Genomic DNA, 18,500 nt, shown 5'->3' with positions numbered 1-18,500 from the left:
TTCGAACCTTTCATGGCGCAGAAATCGCATTATATCATGCACTTGGCGCGCTACCTGAACCGGATGTCGCCCACAGATTCTGCTGACGAGCCGAACAAATTTACCATGCGCATCATATTGAGGCGTTTGATATAAAACAGGTATTTCCAAACAGCTTCTATGATCTGTACAAGATCCCAATCAAGGGACGGAGTGCAATCCAGCCCAGCATCATAATCAGTTTGATGCTGGGCTGGATTGCCGGGGTGCAGGTTCATCATTCATAAAACTGAAAATCGTGGAGCCAGAGCTCCCCCGGCCACCGTAATTTAACGCCAGCCGGACGGTGCGCAAGCGCGCCCTACATTCGTGGCAACAATGAATCTCAGGAACCCGGCTGTTTGACTTTACGCAAATAGGGCTTGATCGTTTCCCAGCCTTGCGGAAACATCTGCTTGGCTTCATCATCCGAAACCGAGGGGACAATAATCACATCCTCTCCCCGCTTCCAGTTGACGGGTGTTGCGACCTTGTGCTGCGCGGTCAGCTGCATGGAGTCCAGCACCCGCAGTATTTCATCGAAATTGCGCCCGGTCGTCATGGGATAGGTCAGCATCAGTTTGATGCGTTTATCGGGGCCAATGATGAATACCGAACGCACCGTGGCATTGGTTACGGCTGTGCGGCCTTCGGCGGAACCCTCTTCATCCGCCGGCAGCATATTATAAAGTTTTGCAACCGTCAGATCCGTATCCGCGATCAGCGGATAGTTGACCGCATGCCCCTGTGTTTCCTCGATATCCTTGAGCCAGCCGCTGTGGCTATCCAATGGGTCTACACTCAGCCCAATGATCTTGCAGTTGCGCTTGGCGAATTCGGATGCCAGTCCAGCCATATAACCCAGCTCAGTGGTGCAGACTGGCGTGTAGTCCTTGGGGTGTGAAAACAATATTGCCCATTGATCACCGATCCATTCATGAAAACGGATGGTACCCATCGTGGTATTGGCGGTAAAGTCCGGCGCGATATCGTTAATTCTTAATGACATGTCGTTTCTCCAAATTGTAGGATTTGTAAACAAGTTTGATCAACCTGGTATTGGCTGTCAATGACGGCAAAGTTAACAATCATCGCATGCAGCGTCAAATAGAAAACGGGGCTTCAAATATAACTTCATCCCCCAGCTTGTGGCTAAGGAGTCGCTCATAAATAACTGTGACATTTGGATCGTATCTGGCGGGCGCACTGCGGCGTTACTCGTCGTCGCCATAGCCTTGCTATGACTCCTCCTCTCGCCTTGCATTGCATCCCGCCAGACACGCCCAATTGTCACACTTATTTCTTCACGGCTCCTAATAACCTGGAAAACTCAGGTATTTGAAATAATACACTGAATTTATGGCAGTTCCGGCTCCACTTCTGTTCTCTGTTGCAACCGGAACTGCGATCAGGCCAGCAACCCGAGCGATCGATAGGTATTCCGGCCTGCGATACCATCTACTTCCAATCCATTTTCTGCCTGCCACGCTTTCACGGCGGCCTCGGTAGCTGGGCCGAATTTTCCATCCACCTGGATGCCCAGCGCGCGCTGGAGGCGTTTCACCCATTCGCCGCGTGAGCCCCGTTGAATGATTTTATAATCAACAGAGGGTGTTTGTGCCACCAACTCGCCACCCGAAGCCATGACCAATGCGGTGCTGCGCACACCCTCCACCCTGCGCGCCCAGCCTTTGCCAAACACATCCCAGGTCGAGAGGCCATGCAAAAAAGCGAGCCGATGATCACACATCTCCTCAAATTGACTGCCGCGTCAAAGACCGCATAATCAACACCATTGGGCAGTTCATCACAGCGGCATTTTTCCCAATAGCCCGTGCGATAAACATGTTGCAGCTCGGCATCGCTGATTGCACGCAGCGCTGCTTTGTCCTTATCGGCACCAAAATAGCGCTGGTAGACAGCCAGCGTGACCCCTTTCATCGTGGCCCCGCCAGGATCCCTGGGATGATCGGCCCATCCGCCTTCATGCGCCAATACATGTTCCAGTGCATTCAAAAAATTGTCTTGCATGCCCCCGCCCTCCTTGATATGTATTGGTATGTCAGCTGCCGGCTCCGAACACCTTTTCCGATAGCTGCCCGCCGCTGACTCGATTGGAATATTACATCTATCGTCACGCGATGAAATTAATTGACCGTTCGAGACTCGTCTGGCCGTTGGGCTGGATTGCCGCACCACTTCCGCGACTTGCAGAAACCGGTGCACAAGTGCACTCTACGCCTGTGGCAAAAAATGATTGCTTTTTATGGTGTTGAGGAGATAGGCTTAAAATAGGAATTTTCAGCTACACATTTGTCAGCTTGTGCAGTTCTTCCCAATAGCGCTGGTAATCTGGCGAATCTTCACGGGCATAGTTGAGATTCTTGAACAGACTGGTCAGCCGCATAAAATAATCGCGCACTGCCTGTTTGTCGTCCATTTCGTATTCTTTATCGACGATGGCGCAGATCAGGTCAAAACACTTGCGTTGCCGCGCCAGGGGCACCGAAACATCGACCGGATCGAAGGCGTCCTGCTGCAAATAAACCATGTCCAGAAACAAGGCCTTCTGATAGGTGTAATAGTCCTCCAGCGTGATGCCTTCCTCCCCGGTCACTTGCATCATTTGCAGCACTTCGTCTCCCTTGCGCAACAACGCCAGCATATGCTCAACGCGCGCAACCCAGCCGGGCGTGATTTGCTGTTCGTACCAATTGCGCAACTGGTTGAGATAGCGTGACCAGGAAAGCAACGGATCCACCGAAGGATAGAAACGTTTGTAGGCACGGTCGGCGGACAGACCGAGAAAGGCCTTGACCGTAGCCAGTGTGGACTGGGTGACAGGTTCCTCGAAATTCCCACCAGCGGGTGAAACTGTACCGATGATCGTCAGGCTGCCCTCACTGCCGTCGCTGTTGCGGATCACGCCGGCACGCTCGTAAACGCTGCGGATGGCTGAATCCAGATAGGCGGGAAAAGCTTCTTCGCCTGGAATCTCCTCCATCCGGCCGGAAGTCTCGCGCATTGCCTGCGCCCAGCGCGAAGTGGAATCGGCGATCAGCATGACGTGATAACCCATTTGCCGGTAATACTCTCCCAGGGTAATGCCGGTATAAATCGAAGCTTCGCGGGCAGCCACCGGCATCGAGGAAGTGTTGCAGACAATTACCGTGCGGTCCATCAGCGAACCGCCTGTCTTGGGGTCGATCAGCTTGGGAAATTCATGTATGGTCTCGACCACCTCACCAGCACGCTCCCCGCAAGCGACCACGATCACCACATCCACCGCCGAGTAACGGCTGATCAAATTCTGCAAGACTGTTTTACCCGCGCCGAAGGGACCGGGAATGCAGGCTGTGCCACCCAGGGCGATGGGGAAAAAGGTATCGATCAAACGCAGGGTGGTAATCAACGGCTGCTCGGGATAGCAGCGCTGCGACAGGCGATTGCGTAGCAGATATCCGGGAAGCGGGCGGCGCACCGGCCAGCGTTGCAGCATCGTCACGGCCCGCTCCCGGCCCTGCTCGTCGCGAATGCGCGCAACCGGGGTATCCACAGTGAAATTGCCTTGCTGAATCCAGGTCACCTCGACTTCGCCTCGTTGATCGAAAGGAATCATGATGCGATGGGTAAAATTGCCTTCCTGCACTGTTCCCAAAGTCTGCCCGGCACGCAACCTCACCCCGGCATCGACCACCGGCACAAAAGACCATTTCCGGCGGCGGTCCAGGCCATCGACCTCAGCGCCGCGTGGCAGAAAAGTACCATAGCGATCGGCCACTGCCGCCAGCGGATTTTGCAGACCATCATAGACTTGGGCCAGCAAGCCCGGCCCCAGCTCCACCGAAAGCATCTCGCCCGTCAATTCAACCGTATCGCCCACTGCCAGGCCGCGGGTGTCTTCAAATACCTGTACGGTGGCCTGATTGCCTCGCACCTTGAGCAATTCGGCTTCCAGCCGCTCGCCACTGGCGGGACATAAATAGACTACTTCATTCTTCATCAGCGGGGCATGCTCGCCCTGTTCAAGCAAGGCTTCGATGCCAACGATATCCCCTAAAATACTGGTCACCACAACCTTGGACATGTTTGTTAACTAGGCTCCTGCTGATTCGAAAACAAGCTTATGATCGGCGAGCGTATCGTTCACCATCGATTCAAAGCGACTGACCGCAATGCCTTCATGCTGGCGACTGAACCGGTCGAGAATATTCCAGCGCATCATATACAATACCACTGCATCGAAGCCAAAATCATGGCGATCATCCACGCGTTGCAGGCGCCGCCAGGATTCACGCATCAACAGGCGATCGAGCGCCAGACTATCGCCTTGATGCAACAAGCGCGCTGCTTCATTCAGCCAGCCGAACAGATGGCCAAGCCCGAAAGCCGGATCGTGCCAATTGGCGAGAATATGCCCAGTGTATCGGCTGATCGCCCAGGGTTCACCGGGTTGGGGCTTCCTGTCCAGTTCACGGCGGCGCAGCGCGGCGATCAGCGTGCGCAGTTCCAGCCGGTCCAGCATCAACTCGCGTAGAAATAAACTTTTCTCACCTGCCATGAGTTTATTCACTTGGTCAATCATGGTCGCGTCATCGCGCGCCAACGGTAAGTGGCTCCAGTGAATCACGGCATGGATACGCTGCATGCGCTGCGCATCTTCTTCGCTCAGCAATGCCAGCGCCTTGCCGATCTGAATCCGGGTGGGCGGAATAAAACGCTGCTGACTCAACGGCGGCGGCAAGTACGGAAGGCTGCTCAGCAAGAGCGTATAACGGGTGGCATCCCCTGTGATCACCGTACGATTCCTTCCAGCAAAGCGCGGAAACGTGGCTGAAGGTGGGCCAGCAACAGCCTGGCAATCGCCTCATCCGTCAGTTCCACTTCCAGGTCTTGCCCGGTCAGGCGCAGCGTGATGCCACGCTGATCCACGGGCGTATGATTGAAAGTCACACCCTCGCGCAGCAACGATTGCGCGATCGCCAGCACGAAGTGACTCAGACTGCCTTCCTTGAGCGTTTCAGGATGACGGCGCAATTCATCCAAACCGATCACATCGCGTGGCAACAACACTTCGATTTGCTCGACCTGATCTAGCCCCATGTCTTCGCGTACGCGTCCGGCGATGGTCAGGATCATCTCGCGCAACAGCGCCTCATCGCGCAGTTGCTCGCCAATCAGGCGCCGCACTTCAATCGCAAAACGCTCACCGAGAAATCCCTTCATATTCAGCACCGCATCGCGCGCAGCAATCTGCAAGGCTTCTTCACCGGAACGACGCAGCCGTTCCGCTTCGTCCCTCGCCTTGATCAACATTTCCTCAGCCTGCGCGCGCGCCTGATTCGTCAACCAGGTGGCACGACGTTCGGCATCCTCGACGATACGTTGCGCCTCCTCGCGTCCCTGCTGCACGCCTTCTTCTCGCAAGCGGGTGATGAGTTGCTCGACACCTGACGACACCTTGCCTGCCATCCCCGCATTATGGTTTGCCATCGCACGTCCTCCTGATCAATCTGGAATACCCGCACTGATCACCAGCGCAAAGATGAAGGCAAACACGGCGAAGCCTTCGACAATCGCGGCCGGTGCCAGGGATAAGCCAAAAATCTCGGGCTTGGCCTTGGCGGCATTGATCGCGGCGGCACAGGAGCGTCCCTGATAGACCGCACTGACCAGCAGCGCGACCCCGGCCAATAATCCAATCCCAAAAATCCCCGCCGCATTGGCCCCGTTCAGCTCGCGATTGAGTGTAAACATCACCACGATGCCGTAGATGATCTGCGAAGAAGGCATGGCCGAGACACTGAGGTACTTGCCATGCCCCCCTTCGGTCTCCATCATCGCCCCGATGGCGGCCTGTCCGGCTATCGCGCAACCGATGATGCTCCCGACCGCACCCAGGGCCATGGGCGCATACAGACCCAGCCACCCCAATATCAGCACCCATTCATTCATGTTGAATCTCCTTTTTCTCAAACGCGCGGAAAGGGTAGCCCTCATCCGACAGGCCCCAGTTGTAGAACTCGATAAAATTGAGACGCAGGCCATGCACGACACCGCTCATGATCGCCAGGGCCAAGTTGAGGGTATGGCCAAGCAGTAATATCAGGATTCCCAGCAGCACGCCCAATCCCGGCATCGCCTCCATCACTTGATTTGAGAGCTGATTAAACGTCAATGCCAACGAAGCGCTGGCCAGGCCCAGTGCAAACAGACGCATGTAGCTGAGCACATCGCCGAAGACCTTGGTAATGTTAGTGAAGACATAAAGGCCACCCAGCAAACGCAGCAGCATATCTTTCAGCGTATGTACCGGTCGGCTGCTCCCATAAAAAACCACTATTAGCGCGCCTATGACCATGCCTGACCAACCGGCTGCATCCAGCGATACGGGCAATACTTCGGCTTTTACCGATCCCAGCAATGCTCCACCCAACAGAATGATATTCCAGCCTACCGCTACCAGCGCGCTGTGATGGCCCCAGTGATAGACTGCTTTGAGGCCATTGGCGAGCATGAGGTGTAGTACCCCGATTATTACCGCGATCGTTATCATCATGTCAGTATCGTTGATATCCAGCCGGTGCATTTCCGACAGCAGACTGCCCTCAGCAGGAGTCAACCCAAAATAGCTGCCTACCAGCACTCCATAGCCAATGGCCATTCCCAAGGTAGCGCCGACGAGATGACGTAACCTTCGTCCCCCATGACTGCGGCCGAGACGACGCCAACCGGCCAGTAAACCCACCCCCAGCAGCATGGCGTAGCCTGCATCGGCCATGATCATCGCAAAAAACAATGCGAAGGAAAGAAACAAGACACGTGAAGGATCCCAGTCACGATAGCCCGGTGTCTGAAAGAAACTTACCAACTCCTCCCCACCGGACAAAGCCTGGGGATTGCTGAGCAAGGTTGGAGGACGATCTTCGTATGTAGGCTCCTCAGTCAGCAGCGCCAGATGATTTTGGTCGGCAAAAGTCTGAATCGCGGCCAGACGAGGTACCGCAACCCAGCCCTGGACCACAAACAAGCAATCTTCTTCCAGACTGGTATCGGCCGCATGCCGCAATGCTGATTGATCTTCGGCACGAGCCAAATGCTGGCTCATCAGAAAAATCCAGCGGGTCAGGCTGTGGCGTTCGAAGTTCAGTTCCTCGATATGCTGGCTATTGCGTTCCAGCAAGTGATGCAGGCTGGAAAGCGAACGGTGCCCCACCGCGCTGCGCGGCACCGGCATCTGCCCCGAGGCGGGTGGCTGTTTACCGATAACCACCACATAGGCATAGCGGTTATCGCGTTGCACAATCTCGTAGACCAGATCCTTCGAAATCCGGTCTATCTGATAGATAGGCACCAGATAATACCAAAGCTTGTACCCCCCTATTTCATCCGCCTTGGGCGGTTTGAAATCTCCCCAGGGCGCTTGCAGCCGGATATGCACCTCTAGCTCTTCCTGGCGATGCTGGGCGGCAATCAGTGCCAGGCGATTTTCCTCCACTTCAGCCACCACTTTATCCATATCGAAGTCTGGATCCTTGCGTACCTGCAATCGCTTGACCGGTGCATCGCCCAAATAACGTAGCGCACGGTAAGCCGCTTCGGGGCGGTTGCTGGCTGTCTCGCTACCCGGCTCGCCGGTCCGCAGCGGATTCAGGTGCAGACAGCCAAGATGCTGCAGACGATCAAGCACCGTTCGTTTCTCCGCCACCATGCCACATAGGGTGATACGCAATAGTTTGACGATACTCATTGATTAGAGCCCATTTAGCTGGTTTTCAACAACAAAACGATCACAAATACGGCCGGCCCATGCTAGCCACGATCAAGATGCCGTGACTTGGCGAGCTTGGCGCGCACCACTGCGGCACGCTCCCCGTCAGCCAGAAAAATGCCGATCTTTCGGATATTCTCGCGGGTACGCGGAATCAGAACCTTGTCAAACAGATTGACCCGCTGGGTGATTTTCTGCACGGCCTTATCCAGGCGGCGCAAGCGTTCCTGCTGCACCTGCATGCGCACTCGTAGCGTTAGTGCCTCGGCCATGAGTGCTTGCAACCGATCCACCCAGTGCGGCCGGATCAGAAAAGAGTAAACGCGCTGGGTGATCTGTACGCTGCGCAATACCGGCAGGCGTGTGCCCAGCAGATTTTCCTCGGCCAACTCCGTGCGCTGCAGGGTCACCAGCTCTTCCAGCCCCACCTCGTGATCGGCCAGCATGGGCAATTCGCTGCTCACGGTGTGCTGCAATGCAGTCAGGCGTGCTTGTGTTTCATGCAGCGCCTGCCGCGCCTTGCTGCGCTCGGCGATCAGTTGTTTGCGCTTGAGATCCAACGATGGCAAGAAGCGCTGATAGATCGCGAGCTGGCGCGCCTCTTTGTGTAGCGAAGCTTTGCTCAGGGCAAGACGGGCCACAGGCTATCCCTGTAAGTTATCAGCCGGGGCTGGCACTTTAACGGGCTGATCGTTACGTGGATAATATTTGTCGATCAATGCCTGCTTCATCAACAACTGCTCTGGCTCGAAGCATTCGGCAAGGGTTTGCCAACTGAGATCCAAAGCTTTCTCGAGTGTCATCGATACTTCGATTTTCATAAAACGCTCCCGGAACCGCTCGCCGAATTTCAACAGGCGATGATCGTGCGCAGACAATTCAAATGCCATGGCCTGCTTCTGGCGCGCATCACAGGCCTCGGAATAGAAACGGATCATGGTGTTCATGATTTGCGCGTGATCATCACGGGTGACTTTGCCGATCACATGCTGCTTGAGTCGTGACAACGAACCGAATGGGTCCAATACACCATGATGCAGATAAAACTGGCCCTCGGTAATATAGCCGGTATTGTCCGGCACCGGGTGGGTCACGTCACCGCTGGGCATGGTCGTGACTGAAAGAATGGTCACCGAGCCAGCGCCCTTGAAATCGCAGGCCTTCTCATAGCGCCGCGCCAGTTGAGAGTAGAGATCGCCCATATAGCCTCGATTGGAGGGCACTTGATCCATCGCCACGCCCACTTCCTTCATGGCATCAGCGAAAGCGGTCATATCGGTCAGCAGCACCAGCACCCGTTTGCTCTCCTCGACCGCAAACCGTTCGGCCACCGCCAGCGCCATATCAGGCACCAGCAGGCGCTCGACGACCGGATCGGAAGCCTGATTGATGAACATGACCGTGCGGCCAAACACCCCCGCATCCTCAAACGCGGTACGAAACAGGTGATAGTCATCGAAGATCAGCCCCATGCCGCCAAAGACCACTACATCAGCATCCGCCTGAATCCCGACGCGGGCGAGGAAGCTGTTATAAGGTTCGCCGGCGACCGAAAATATCGGGATTTTCTGGCTTTCCACCAGGCAATTGAATACATCGATCATTGGCACATCGGTACGGATCATGCGCGAGGCCAGCAAGCGGCGCATCGGGTTGACCGCAGGACCACCGATCTCGACATGCGGGTCAGCGGAGAGATCCGGCCCGCCATCGAGCGGCTCACCCGCTCCACCGAACACTCTCCCAAGGATATTAGGCGAATAGATCGCCTGCATGGGATGCCCCAGAAAATGCACCGAAGCCTGGGTGGAAAGCCCTTTGGTGCCGGAAAAGACCTGCAGGGTCACCACATCGCGATCCAGCCCGATCACCTGGGCCAGCGAGCGCCGCCCATCGATATTCCGCACCGCCGCCAGATCGCCAAAGCGGGCCAATCCCGTACGCACGCCTTCGATCGCTCCCAGACGAATACGCATGATATCTCCGATTATCTCCAGCACCCGGGAAGAGCGAATCAAGGTTTGGGTCATAATTATGGGCTCGCTTGGTTGGTTTTTGTTTACTATTCTTCATGCTTGGGCATGATTATGCAAGCCTGGATACCACGCTGTACCGAAAGATCCCACCGGTCCGGCAGCTATCGATACCCTTTCATGGCGCCGAAAAATTCGACTAATCGCGTTCGCCGATCAGTATTCTTCCATAGTTGGAGGGGATGGTCATGGCAACATCGGTGGCATGGGCCGCGAGATCGAGTGGCCAGGCGTCCTGCTCGGAAGCGCCATGCAGACAGTCAAGCCAGCGGCCAGGATATGGGAACGGCACCTGGAGCGTGCCTGCCACAGCGCCAAAATTGATCAGCACCATCGCTGCCGGCAAGGCCGGGTCATCCGGACTGCGAAGATAGGCGACCAGGCCACGCCCCAAGTCGGAACGGTCAGGGTAATACCAGGATTGGCGGCTGCGCAAACACTGGTAGCGGTGGCGCAACCGGCCCAGACGGCGATAGAGATTGGTCAAGGTGCGGCCGCCCGTCTCATAGAAAAAATTCCAGTGCAGCGGCCGGGCGGCCAGCACTCGGGAACCGCCATCGTCATGCTTGCCATAAACCTCACCGAATTCCTGACCCTGCCATAGCAACGGCACACCCAGCGCAGTCATGAGCGCAATGGCAAACGGCTGCAGCCGGTACCAGCGGCTGCGATCGCGGTCGAACAGGTCAAAACCACCGTGCCAGGGACTGTGCTCGCCACTCATCAAATACATGAGCCGGCTCTTGTCATGCGATTCGACAAACTGCAAGGCGGCCACCGGGAAGGTATCGCCGTTGACTGGATGACTGTATTGCACCGGCCAGGGATCGGCCGAATCAATCAGCAGCAAATCGTGAATCAACCCTTCAGGAACCGGACCGGGTTCGGCCCGGACCATGTCCTGGGCCTTCAACATCGGCCACCAGCGTTTGCTGGCGGTCGTGTATGTCTCGCGCAAAACCGCCTTGGGCCGGTCCAGATACTCCGCAGCCTGAATGATACCGCTGTGGCCACCGGGGCGCTGGAAACGAGGCATCGACTTGCTCGCCTGATAAGTGTCGTAGACCAGCCGCGCATACCCGACACCATTGGGGCCATCGTAAATGCCAGGCACATAGTCATAGCGGAAACCATCCAGATGCAAAGTCTCGATGAAATAGCGGTTGACGGCAGCAAAGTAATCGTATGCCAGGGGTTTGTGAAAATCGGTTCCGATGCCAAACATAGTTTCAGCGAAGGGACCAATCATCGGATTGGGCTCACCGGTGGCCTCATACACCTTGCGGTAGCAGAACTCCTCATGCATATGGGCATAAACGGCATCATGGATCACTGCGATGCCTTCGGCATGACAAGCATCCACCAGTGCGGCCAGACGCGCACCGCCGCCGTAACGCTCTTCAATGGCAAAGTGACTGAGCGGCATATACCCCCAGCGATAGGGCTCGGGCACATTCGTGACCGGCATCAGCTCGATGCAGTTGATACCCAACCCTTTGAGATAAGGCAGGCGATCGATGACGCCATCGAAGTCGTTGGCGAAGTCATCCACCATCAGCTCGTAAGCGATCAAATCATCGATGGCCGGCACCCGGAAATCGGCATCGGTCCAGCTTGAGAAGGGATCTGAAGGGAGGTCGAAAGCGCTCAGGGTGCCCACGCAGCTCAATGTCGCGTACGGATCGGCAAACCAAGGCACACGAATCTGGCCATGGCGCGCCAGCCGGTAACGGTAGACATAACGGCCGCTCTCGCCAAAGTGGCCATGCCGTGCCAGGGCGGCCAGCTCGCCATCAAACTGCCACAGACCGTAGCCGCCACCTGCAAAGCTGAGTTCAGCAATGCTGGCGGGCACATCCGGATCAAACTGATCGATGCTGTGGATGATGTCGGCAAATAGCCGGTAGCCTTTGTCGGGTGTGATATGGGGCAGCAGAATCGCAAGCCGCAGCCGTCCATCCGGGTCGGTATGGGCGCCAAGCTGGTTGAGGTCGATCATGGAAACCTCCTGGGCAGTCGGATTGAAACCCCTGCACCACCAGGTTCTCAGCAACCGGGCATTTGTGGCGAACAGCCTGAGCATAGACTGCTCACAATCGAAAAAAACCGCTCATCCAGCCCGGACTGATCCGCCCGCTCGGTGCAGGTAAGCATGGCAAAAGTATAGCAACACTTGGCAAGGTGCAAAGCATATTTATCACCCACCGTCAAGCCTGTTAAAAATAACCCAATTGCTCCTGTGTTGCCTTCGGCGTGCGTTAACCCCCCGGCATCCGGATTGCGCTTTTCAAAGCTGAGCCAACACACATCAGGGTACGCGCCCCCTGTTGTTCAGTGTTTGTGATCAAGGTGGCACGAGAGCTCTTTGGGATGCGAACTTGGCAAGACGAGAAAGCGACTGTTGTTGAGTCTGGGTACCTATGGGTCGCGAAACAAAATAAGTGTAATGATTGGGTTGTTATTTGCGAGGATAAGAGTTCATCATTATAGACCTGGCCCCGTCGTGTGGCCCCGTCGTGCTGCGGGAAATCCGCACGCTACGTTCTGTGGGAATCGGTGGCGGGTGACTGCCACCGATGACCCGGTCTGAGGGTTAGATACCCTCAGCTACCCGATTAGCCGCCAACTCTCCGGCACTACGCAACATGACGGCCACGGTGAGAACGGTGCTTCAACAGGCTTTCTGCTGGGATCGCAAATGTCTCGTGCAGCCCTTCGATCATGCGGAGTGTCAGAGGCCGTTTCCGAGCCAAGATTTCATAGACCCGATTCTTGCGGCCAATGACCGGAACAAGGTCTTCAACGGTAAGACCCTGCTGCTCCATTCGGAACTTGATGGCCTCTACCGGATCTGGGAAATCCATTGGATAGTGATCCCGTTCGTAGGCCTCCACCAGCGTCACGAGCACATCCAGCCGATCCCCTTCGGGCGAGTCAGCCGCAGCGGACATGAGGCCTTCAATTTCCTTGAGGGTTGCCTCGTAGTCAGCTTCGGTTTTGATGGGACGAATTTCCATAGATCACCTCAAATTGTCTGAGCATCAATTTCGTCATACTGCGTGTGAGTCCCGATGAATCGGATGTACACGACACGGTAGGCGTAGTTGATCCATACCACCAGGCGATACTTGTTCCCGGCGATGTTAAAAACGACGCGGCCATCTCGCAGAATACTGGCGCTGGAAAATTGAGCTTTTACATCATTGGGAGTGGACCAATCAGCCTTCAGGGTCTCTCGATACCAAGCCATTCCTGGCTCGATGGAATCCGCACAGGAAGACGAGCTTTCCCAGAATTTTCTCAGCGTTGATAGAGCGATAATGCGCATGACTGCATTATAGTCCCATACAGGGACTTATACAACCTCAAGGACGCGAGAACGCTTTGCTTTTTAAAAGGGTAGAGTAGAGAACAGGCCTGCGCCTGCCCTCCCTCATCAGTAGGGTCGAGTGCTGGCGCGTTAACCCGGGTAATATGTACAATCTCCTTGTCACTTGGCGCCTTTACAATCGGCAGCCTGTACCTATCGGATTGCACTTGGCCCCCGGATAGGACAAAAAGTGCTGACGTTGAGAACTGCTCCTGCACAAAGCGCAATACCGCGGTCTGTTGATGCATGCTGTGCCAATGCACACGGCTTCAGCCTGCATGCCGGGGTACGTTGCGCCATGAACCAGCGTGGCAAGCTGGAACGCCTGTGCCGCTATATCGCCCGGCCCGCGATTGCCGATGAAAGGCTGGCGCGCAATAAAGAAGGGCAAGTGGTGTTAACGCTGAAAACGCCTTATCGGGATGGTACGACCCACATCGTCCTGTCGCCACTGGAGTTCATGCAACGACTGGCCGCGTTGGTTCCCCGGCCAAGGCTTAACCTCATTCGATTCCATGGCATACTTGCGCCGAACGCCAAACTGCGCAGCGAAATCATTCCTGGCGGCAAGAAAAGCAAAAGCAATGTATCCGATACGGCTGACGATGCGCCACCGTTTCCAGCCTCGGTACGCATCAGTTGGGTGCGTTTGCTCAAGCGGGTATTCGATATCGATATCGATATCGATATCGAACACTGCCCGCAGTGTGACGGAAAAATGAAAATCATTGCCGCCATCCTGGAGTCCAGCGTGATCACTAAAATTCTTGACCATCTTGGCTTATCCTCCCGAGCGCAACCCAAAGCACCTGCGCAAATCTTTGATCCTTTCGGGCCAACCTGATCCCAGTCTCATCTTTTTCAGTGCACTTCCTGACTGCGCTGACCTTTCCCCATGGGCGTCTTTCGCCTAAAGCGCTAAAATGCGGCAAAATCTTTGACTTTTCGTTTTAACTGAACCGGAATATAGTCATTTTTCGATCGATTATCACAGTGTTTGACAATTGAGCCATCTTTCAGTACATTCAAAACTTATGAAAAAGGTGGTTTATTTTTCCTATACGCATTCATGAGCCTGTGAATACATCCCCACTTTCAAAGACCAGGCTGCACTGACATGCCGGTTATTTGGCAGCAATTCTCTCACCTCCGGTACTTCTTGAAATTCTCCGCCTGCTCGAAGATCTCCTTGTATACCTCATCCCTATCCACTGGCGGGTAGCCGTGCTTGCCCAATAGCAGGATCAGATCCACCTTGAGCTCGGCCTTGATGTCATCGCGCTGGCTCCAGTCGGTGTATTTGGCCTTGTCGTCCACCACATCTTTCACGGCCTTGGCCAGTACCAGGAGCTTGTCTTCGGGGTAGGTGAAGTCGTACTTCTGCGCCAGGCCCTTGAGGATGTCGTAAAAGGCCTTTTCTTCCAGGTCGATCCCCAGGTCGGCAAAGGAGTCCTGTTCCTGCTTGAGGGCGTGGATCAGGTCGATGATCTCCACGGTGAAGTCTTCCAGCACGTTGCTGACCAGCACGTCGTCTTCCTTGCGCTCGTTGTACTTGTCCACCAGAGACTTGAAGCGCTCGGCAAAGTCGATCCCCCGGTTTTTGTTGACCTTCTTGAAGTCGTCGATGGCCTTGGCCAGTAGCTGTTGCAGCAGCTTGATCTTGGTATTGGGCAGTTTGATCTTCTCGATCTTGGCCAGGTAGTCGTCATCGAAGATGTCGATGTGGTCGGCCTGATCCTCGCCCATGCGCAGGATCTCCTCCACCCCGTTGCTTTGCAGGGCCTCGGTGATCATCTCGCGTACCCTGGCGTTCATCTGCGCGGTGTCGGGGGCCAGCTCCTTGGTCAGCTTGAAGACGATGGAGCGCACCGCCAGGTAGAAGTGGATGCGGTCACGCTCGTCCTGGCTCAGCCCCTCGGAGCCGCTGCAAATGTCATAGGCGGCCTTGAGCCGCTTGACCAGGTGCATGAAGCGCTTTTCGGTCTTTTGGGTGAGCTGCACGTATTCGGCAGCGCGGTTCAGGCAATCGAGCCGTTCCACCGGGCTGCCCGCGAAGTAGGGCCGCGCATCGAAGTGGTGGAACAGCTTGCCCAGCAGGTCGAGGTGATCCTTCACCACGATGATCGACTGGCCGATCTCCTCGAAGTTCTGCTGGTCAGCCTGGTTGTAGTGGGCCAGGGCGAGGTTCATCTGCTTCTTGATGCCGATGTAGTCCACCACCAGCCCCTTCTCCTTGCCCTCGAACTTGCGGTTGACCCGCGAGATGGTCTGGATCAGGTTGTGGCGCTGGATCGGCTTGTCGATGTAGATGGTATCCAGAAAGGGCACATCGAAGCCGGTCAGCCACATGTCCACCACGATGGCGATCTTGAAGTTGGACTTGGGGTTCTTGAATTGCCGATCCAGCTCCTTACGGTATTCCGGGGTGCCCAGCATGTCGTAGAGGGGCTTGGGGTCGTCCTTGCCACGGGTCATGATCAGCTTGATGCGCTCGATGGGCTTGATCTCCTGCTGCTCGCGTTCGCTCAGCTCGGAGCCCTCGGCACAGGCGCGGATCTCATTCCACTGGGGACGCAACGCGATCACCTCCTGCCAGAAGGCATAGGCAATCTCACGCTTGCTGCACACAAACATCGCCTTACCCTGCAAGGTAGCCCCCTCCTCCACCCGCCGCTCGTAGTGGTGCACAAAATCGATAGCCAGCGCCCGGATGCGATCCGGATCGCCCAGGATCGCGTTCATCTGGGCGTTGGCCTTCTTGCTCTCCTCGATCTGGTAGTCGCTAGCCCCCTGCTCGGCGCAGCGGGCGTAGTAGTCCTCGATCTCCTTAAGCTTGCTGTTGTCCAGCAACACCTTGGCGGCACGGCCCTCGTAGACGATGCGCACGGTGATCTCGTCCTTCACCGATTCGGTCATGGTGTAGGCGTCTACCACCGGGCCGAACACCTCCAGCGTGGCGTCGATGGGGGTGCCGGTAAAGCCCACATAGGTAGCATTGGGCAGCGAGTCGTGCAGGTATTTGGCAAAGCCGTAAGTGCGCTGCACCCCGTTTTCGGTCACCCGCACCTTTTGGTCCAGGTTCACCTGGCTGCGGTGGGCCTCATCGGAGATGCAGATCACATTGCAGCGGTCGGTCAGCAGCTCGGTGTCTTCGGTGAACTTGTGGATGGTGGTGAGGAATACCCCGCCGCTGGTACGCCCCTTGAGCAGCTCGCGCAACTGGGCGCGGCTCTCCACGCTGATCACCGTCTGGTCACCGATATAGTGCTTGGCATTGGTGAACTGGGCGGCAAGCTGGTCGTCCAGATCGGTGCGGTCGGTGATCAACACGATGGTCGGGCTGGCCAGCTCCAGGCTCTTCATCAGCAGGCGGGTGAGAAACAGCATGGTGTAGCTCTTGCCGCAGCCGGTGGCCCCGAAATAGGTACCGCCCTTGCCATCGCCCCCCGAGCCATCGGGCAGCTTGCGGTGGGCCAGGATATGCCGATAGAGCTTGGTGGCGGCGTAATACTGTGGATAGCGGCACACCACCTTCTGCTCGTGGCGCGAGGTATCGGGGAAGTAGATAAAGTGGCGCAACACCTCGCGCAGCCGTCCCGGCTCGAACAGCCCCTCGATCATGGTATGCAGCGCGTTAATGCCGTCCTGCTCGATGCTCTCCTCACCGCTCACCTTGCGCCAGGTGTAGAAGTAGTCATAGGGGGCGAACAGCGAGCCCATGCGCGAGTTGACCCCATCGGAGATCACACACAGGGCGTTGTACTTCATCAGCTCCGGGATATCCCGCGCATAGCGGATGGTGAGCTGCTTGTAGGCATCGTGGATGGTGGCCTCTTCGCGGATCGCGCTCTTGAACTCGAACACCACCAGCGGCAGGCCATTGATGTAAAGGATCGCATCAGGGATGCGCTTTTCCAGCCCCTCGATGACCATCTGGCTGACCAGCTGGTAGCGGTTGCCATCCCGGTAGGCGGCGGCCTCCTCGGCCACCACAGTGGTCAGCTCCTCGGCACGGGGCGGGCGTTGCAGCGGCAGGCCGCTGTAGTCGATCAACTGGATATAGAGGTCTTTCTGACTACGATCCTCGCGCTTGAGCAGCAGGCCGTCGGCCACCATGTGGTGGAGCTGTCGGTTGGAGTCATAGAGATCCGAGGCGGGAGGGCGCTCCAGTGTACGGATCACCGCCGCGATCTCCTCCTCGGTGATCCCCTGTTCGGCATAGCGGGCGGCCAGATAAGCACGCAGCTCATCCTTCAGCAGCACCTCGCCGGGGGCACGCGCCAGGGATTCGCCAAACACGTGAGGATAGCCCTGCTCCCCCAGCAGGGCGATGATGGCCTGTTCCAGCTTCTCTTCGGTGAATTTACCCATCCCGTTTCCTTGCACCCCCCCACACCAATCCAATCACCGTAGGGTGCGGTGAGCCCCGCGAACCGCACCGGAATCTTGCACCCACCACCCGGTGCGGTTCGTACCTCACCACACCCTACCCACGAAACACCGTAGGGTGCGGTGAGCCTGCGAACCGCACCGAAACCCCACCATCACATCATTCTCCCCATGGCCGCTCATCAGGCAGATAAGCCCAATCCGGCGGATAAATCCCCAAATCAACATACCGATGAAACGTCGACCATCGCCAATCTACCACACGGGACACCCAGCCGTGCTTGACCGGGTTCCAGTGGATATAATCCACATGCCGCCGAAAATCATCCTCATCACGGATCTGATGCTCCCAATACCGTCGCTGCCAAATCCCACGTTCGCCGCGACTTCGGCGACTTGCAGACCGTTCCTCGGTGCGAGGAATACCCCGCGAAAAACCTGCCTTGATCAATGCCCAGCGGGTTTTAAAATCGGCATCATCGGGGGGCAGTATCCATATAGCATGCAAATGCTCCGGTAGCACCACCATTGCATCAATGCGGAACGGATGATCACGTTTCACTCTCCGCATCACATCTCGAAGCAACTCGATGCGTTCTATCAGTAAATGCTGCTCCCTGCGTTTGGCCAGATTAACGGTAAAAAACCAGCATGCACCTGTTGTATCAGGCCTGCGATAATTCGGCATGGCCAAAACCTCCTTGTTATTCGCAACAATAACCCATCCGGTGCGGTTCGTACCTCACCACACCCTACCCTCCTGGCGAACTATTAAAAAATCCTTAGTAGTTGCCGATTCCGCCAATTCGCCATCTTTATAGCACGTAGATACTCTGTCTTCAGTCAAGCAAAATTTACATATTAGCGCCCTTTATTTTGAAAAACTTGTCACCATCAAACGGCATGTTGTTATGCAGCA

The 18,500-nt window shown here is 56.1% G+C and carries 15 protein-coding genes and 1 pseudogene; 1 reads left to right on the top strand and 15 read right to left on the bottom strand.

Annotated features, from left to right (window positions below; translation table 11 throughout):
• Positions 1 to 364: 364 nt before the first annotated feature.
• From BLV85_RS11840 to BLV85_RS11780, 13 genes and pseudogenes are all read right to left on the bottom strand, one after another.
• Complete coding sequence (locus tag BLV85_RS11840) at positions 365 to 1,027, bottom strand: peroxiredoxin (RefSeq protein ID WP_090415423.1); 663 nt, start codon at positions 1,025 to 1,027, stop codon at positions 365 to 367.
• A 399-nt stretch (positions 1,028 to 1,426) separates the two neighbouring features.
• Positions 1,427 to 1,768 carry a peptidoglycan-binding domain-containing protein gene (locus tag BLV85_RS15720; protein WP_090415421.1) on the bottom strand — a complete coding sequence of 114 codons (342 nt, stop codon included), beginning with the start codon at positions 1,766 to 1,768 and terminating at the stop codon, positions 1,427 to 1,429.
• Positions 1,769 to 1,788: 20 nt separating this feature from the next.
• A pseudogene (locus BLV85_RS15980) lies at positions 1,789 to 2,049 on the bottom strand (glycosyl hydrolase 108 family protein); the annotation flags it as partial.
• Between the two features lie 274 nt (positions 2,050 to 2,323).
• The gene (locus tag BLV85_RS11825; RefSeq protein WP_090415417.1) at positions 2,324 to 4,105 is read right to left on the bottom strand and encodes a V-type ATP synthase subunit A; all 1,782 of its coding nucleotides are present in this window, start codon (positions 4,103 to 4,105) and stop codon (positions 2,324 to 2,326) included.
• A 9-nt stretch (positions 4,106 to 4,114) separates the two neighbouring features.
• Positions 4,115 to 4,816: a hypothetical protein gene (locus BLV85_RS11820; protein ID WP_090415415.1), complete on the bottom strand. Its 702-nt coding sequence runs from the start codon at positions 4,814 to 4,816 to the stop codon at positions 4,115 to 4,117.
• Positions 4,813 to 5,511 carry a hypothetical protein gene (locus BLV85_RS11815; RefSeq protein WP_218132829.1) on the bottom strand — a complete coding sequence of 233 codons (699 nt, stop codon included), beginning with the start codon at positions 5,509 to 5,511 and terminating at the stop codon, positions 4,813 to 4,815. Before BLV85_RS11815 ends, BLV85_RS11820 begins: the two co-directional genes overlap by 4 nt.
• Positions 5,512 to 5,526: 15 nt before the next feature.
• Positions 5,527 to 5,973, bottom strand: coding sequence for an ATP synthase subunit C (locus BLV85_RS11810; RefSeq protein WP_090415413.1), 447 nt, complete (start codon positions 5,971 to 5,973; stop codon positions 5,527 to 5,529).
• A complete protein-coding gene (locus BLV85_RS11805) occupies positions 5,966 to 7,768 on the bottom strand; it encodes a V-type ATP synthase subunit I (protein ID WP_090415410.1) in 1,803 nt (600 codons plus the stop codon). The genes BLV85_RS11810 and BLV85_RS11805 overlap by 8 nt, the downstream gene beginning before the upstream one ends.
• 62 nt (positions 7,769 to 7,830) lie before the next feature.
• Entirely contained in the window at positions 7,831 to 8,430 is a 600-nt protein-coding gene (locus BLV85_RS11800; protein WP_090415408.1) for a V-type ATP synthase subunit D, read from the bottom strand.
• A gap of 3 nt (positions 8,431 to 8,433) precedes the next feature.
• Positions 8,434 to 9,819: a V-type ATP synthase subunit B gene (locus tag BLV85_RS11795; protein WP_090415406.1), complete on the bottom strand. Its 1,386-nt coding sequence runs from the start codon at positions 9,817 to 9,819 to the stop codon at positions 8,434 to 8,436.
• 142 nt (positions 9,820 to 9,961) lie between these two features.
• Entirely contained in the window at positions 9,962 to 11,821 is a 1,860-nt protein-coding gene (locus BLV85_RS11790; RefSeq protein WP_176974029.1) for an alpha-amylase family glycosyl hydrolase, read from the bottom strand.
• A gap of 637 nt (positions 11,822 to 12,458) precedes the next feature.
• Positions 12,459 to 12,839 carry a helix-turn-helix domain-containing protein gene (locus tag BLV85_RS11785; RefSeq protein ID WP_090415400.1) on the bottom strand — a complete coding sequence of 127 codons (381 nt, stop codon included), beginning with the start codon at positions 12,837 to 12,839 and terminating at the stop codon, positions 12,459 to 12,461.
• Between the two features lie 8 nt (positions 12,840 to 12,847).
• Complete coding sequence (locus BLV85_RS11780) at positions 12,848 to 13,150, bottom strand: type II toxin-antitoxin system HigB family toxin (protein WP_090415397.1); 303 nt, start codon at positions 13,148 to 13,150, stop codon at positions 12,848 to 12,850.
• 232 nt (positions 13,151 to 13,382) lie between these two features.
• Between BLV85_RS11780 and BLV85_RS11770 the strand changes: the two genes are divergently transcribed.
• Positions 13,383 to 14,036: a transposase gene (locus BLV85_RS11770; protein ID WP_176974028.1), complete on the top strand. Its 654-nt coding sequence runs from the start codon at positions 13,383 to 13,385 to the stop codon at positions 14,034 to 14,036.
• Between the two features lie 299 nt (positions 14,037 to 14,335).
• Here the strand turns inward: BLV85_RS11770 and BLV85_RS11765 are convergent, their stop codons facing one another.
• A complete protein-coding gene (locus tag BLV85_RS11765; protein ID WP_090415390.1) occupies positions 14,336 to 17,563 on the bottom strand; it encodes a type I restriction endonuclease subunit R in 3,228 nt (1,075 codons plus the stop codon).
• 178 nt (positions 17,564 to 17,741) lie between these two features.
• The gene (locus tag BLV85_RS11760; RefSeq protein ID WP_090415387.1) at positions 17,742 to 18,269 is read right to left on the bottom strand and encodes an REP-associated tyrosine transposase; all 528 of its coding nucleotides are present in this window, start codon (positions 18,267 to 18,269) and stop codon (positions 17,742 to 17,744) included.
• Positions 18,270 to 18,500: the final 231 nt, after the last annotated feature.

This window comes from Nitrosomonas halophila (assembly GCF_900107165.1).
In the GTDB taxonomy this organism is placed as follows: domain Bacteria; phylum Pseudomonadota; class Gammaproteobacteria; order Burkholderiales; family Nitrosomonadaceae; genus Nitrosomonas; species Nitrosomonas halophila.
The sequence above is the reverse complement of the archived record's forward strand: the minus strand, read 5'-3'. Positions and strand labels throughout refer to the sequence as shown.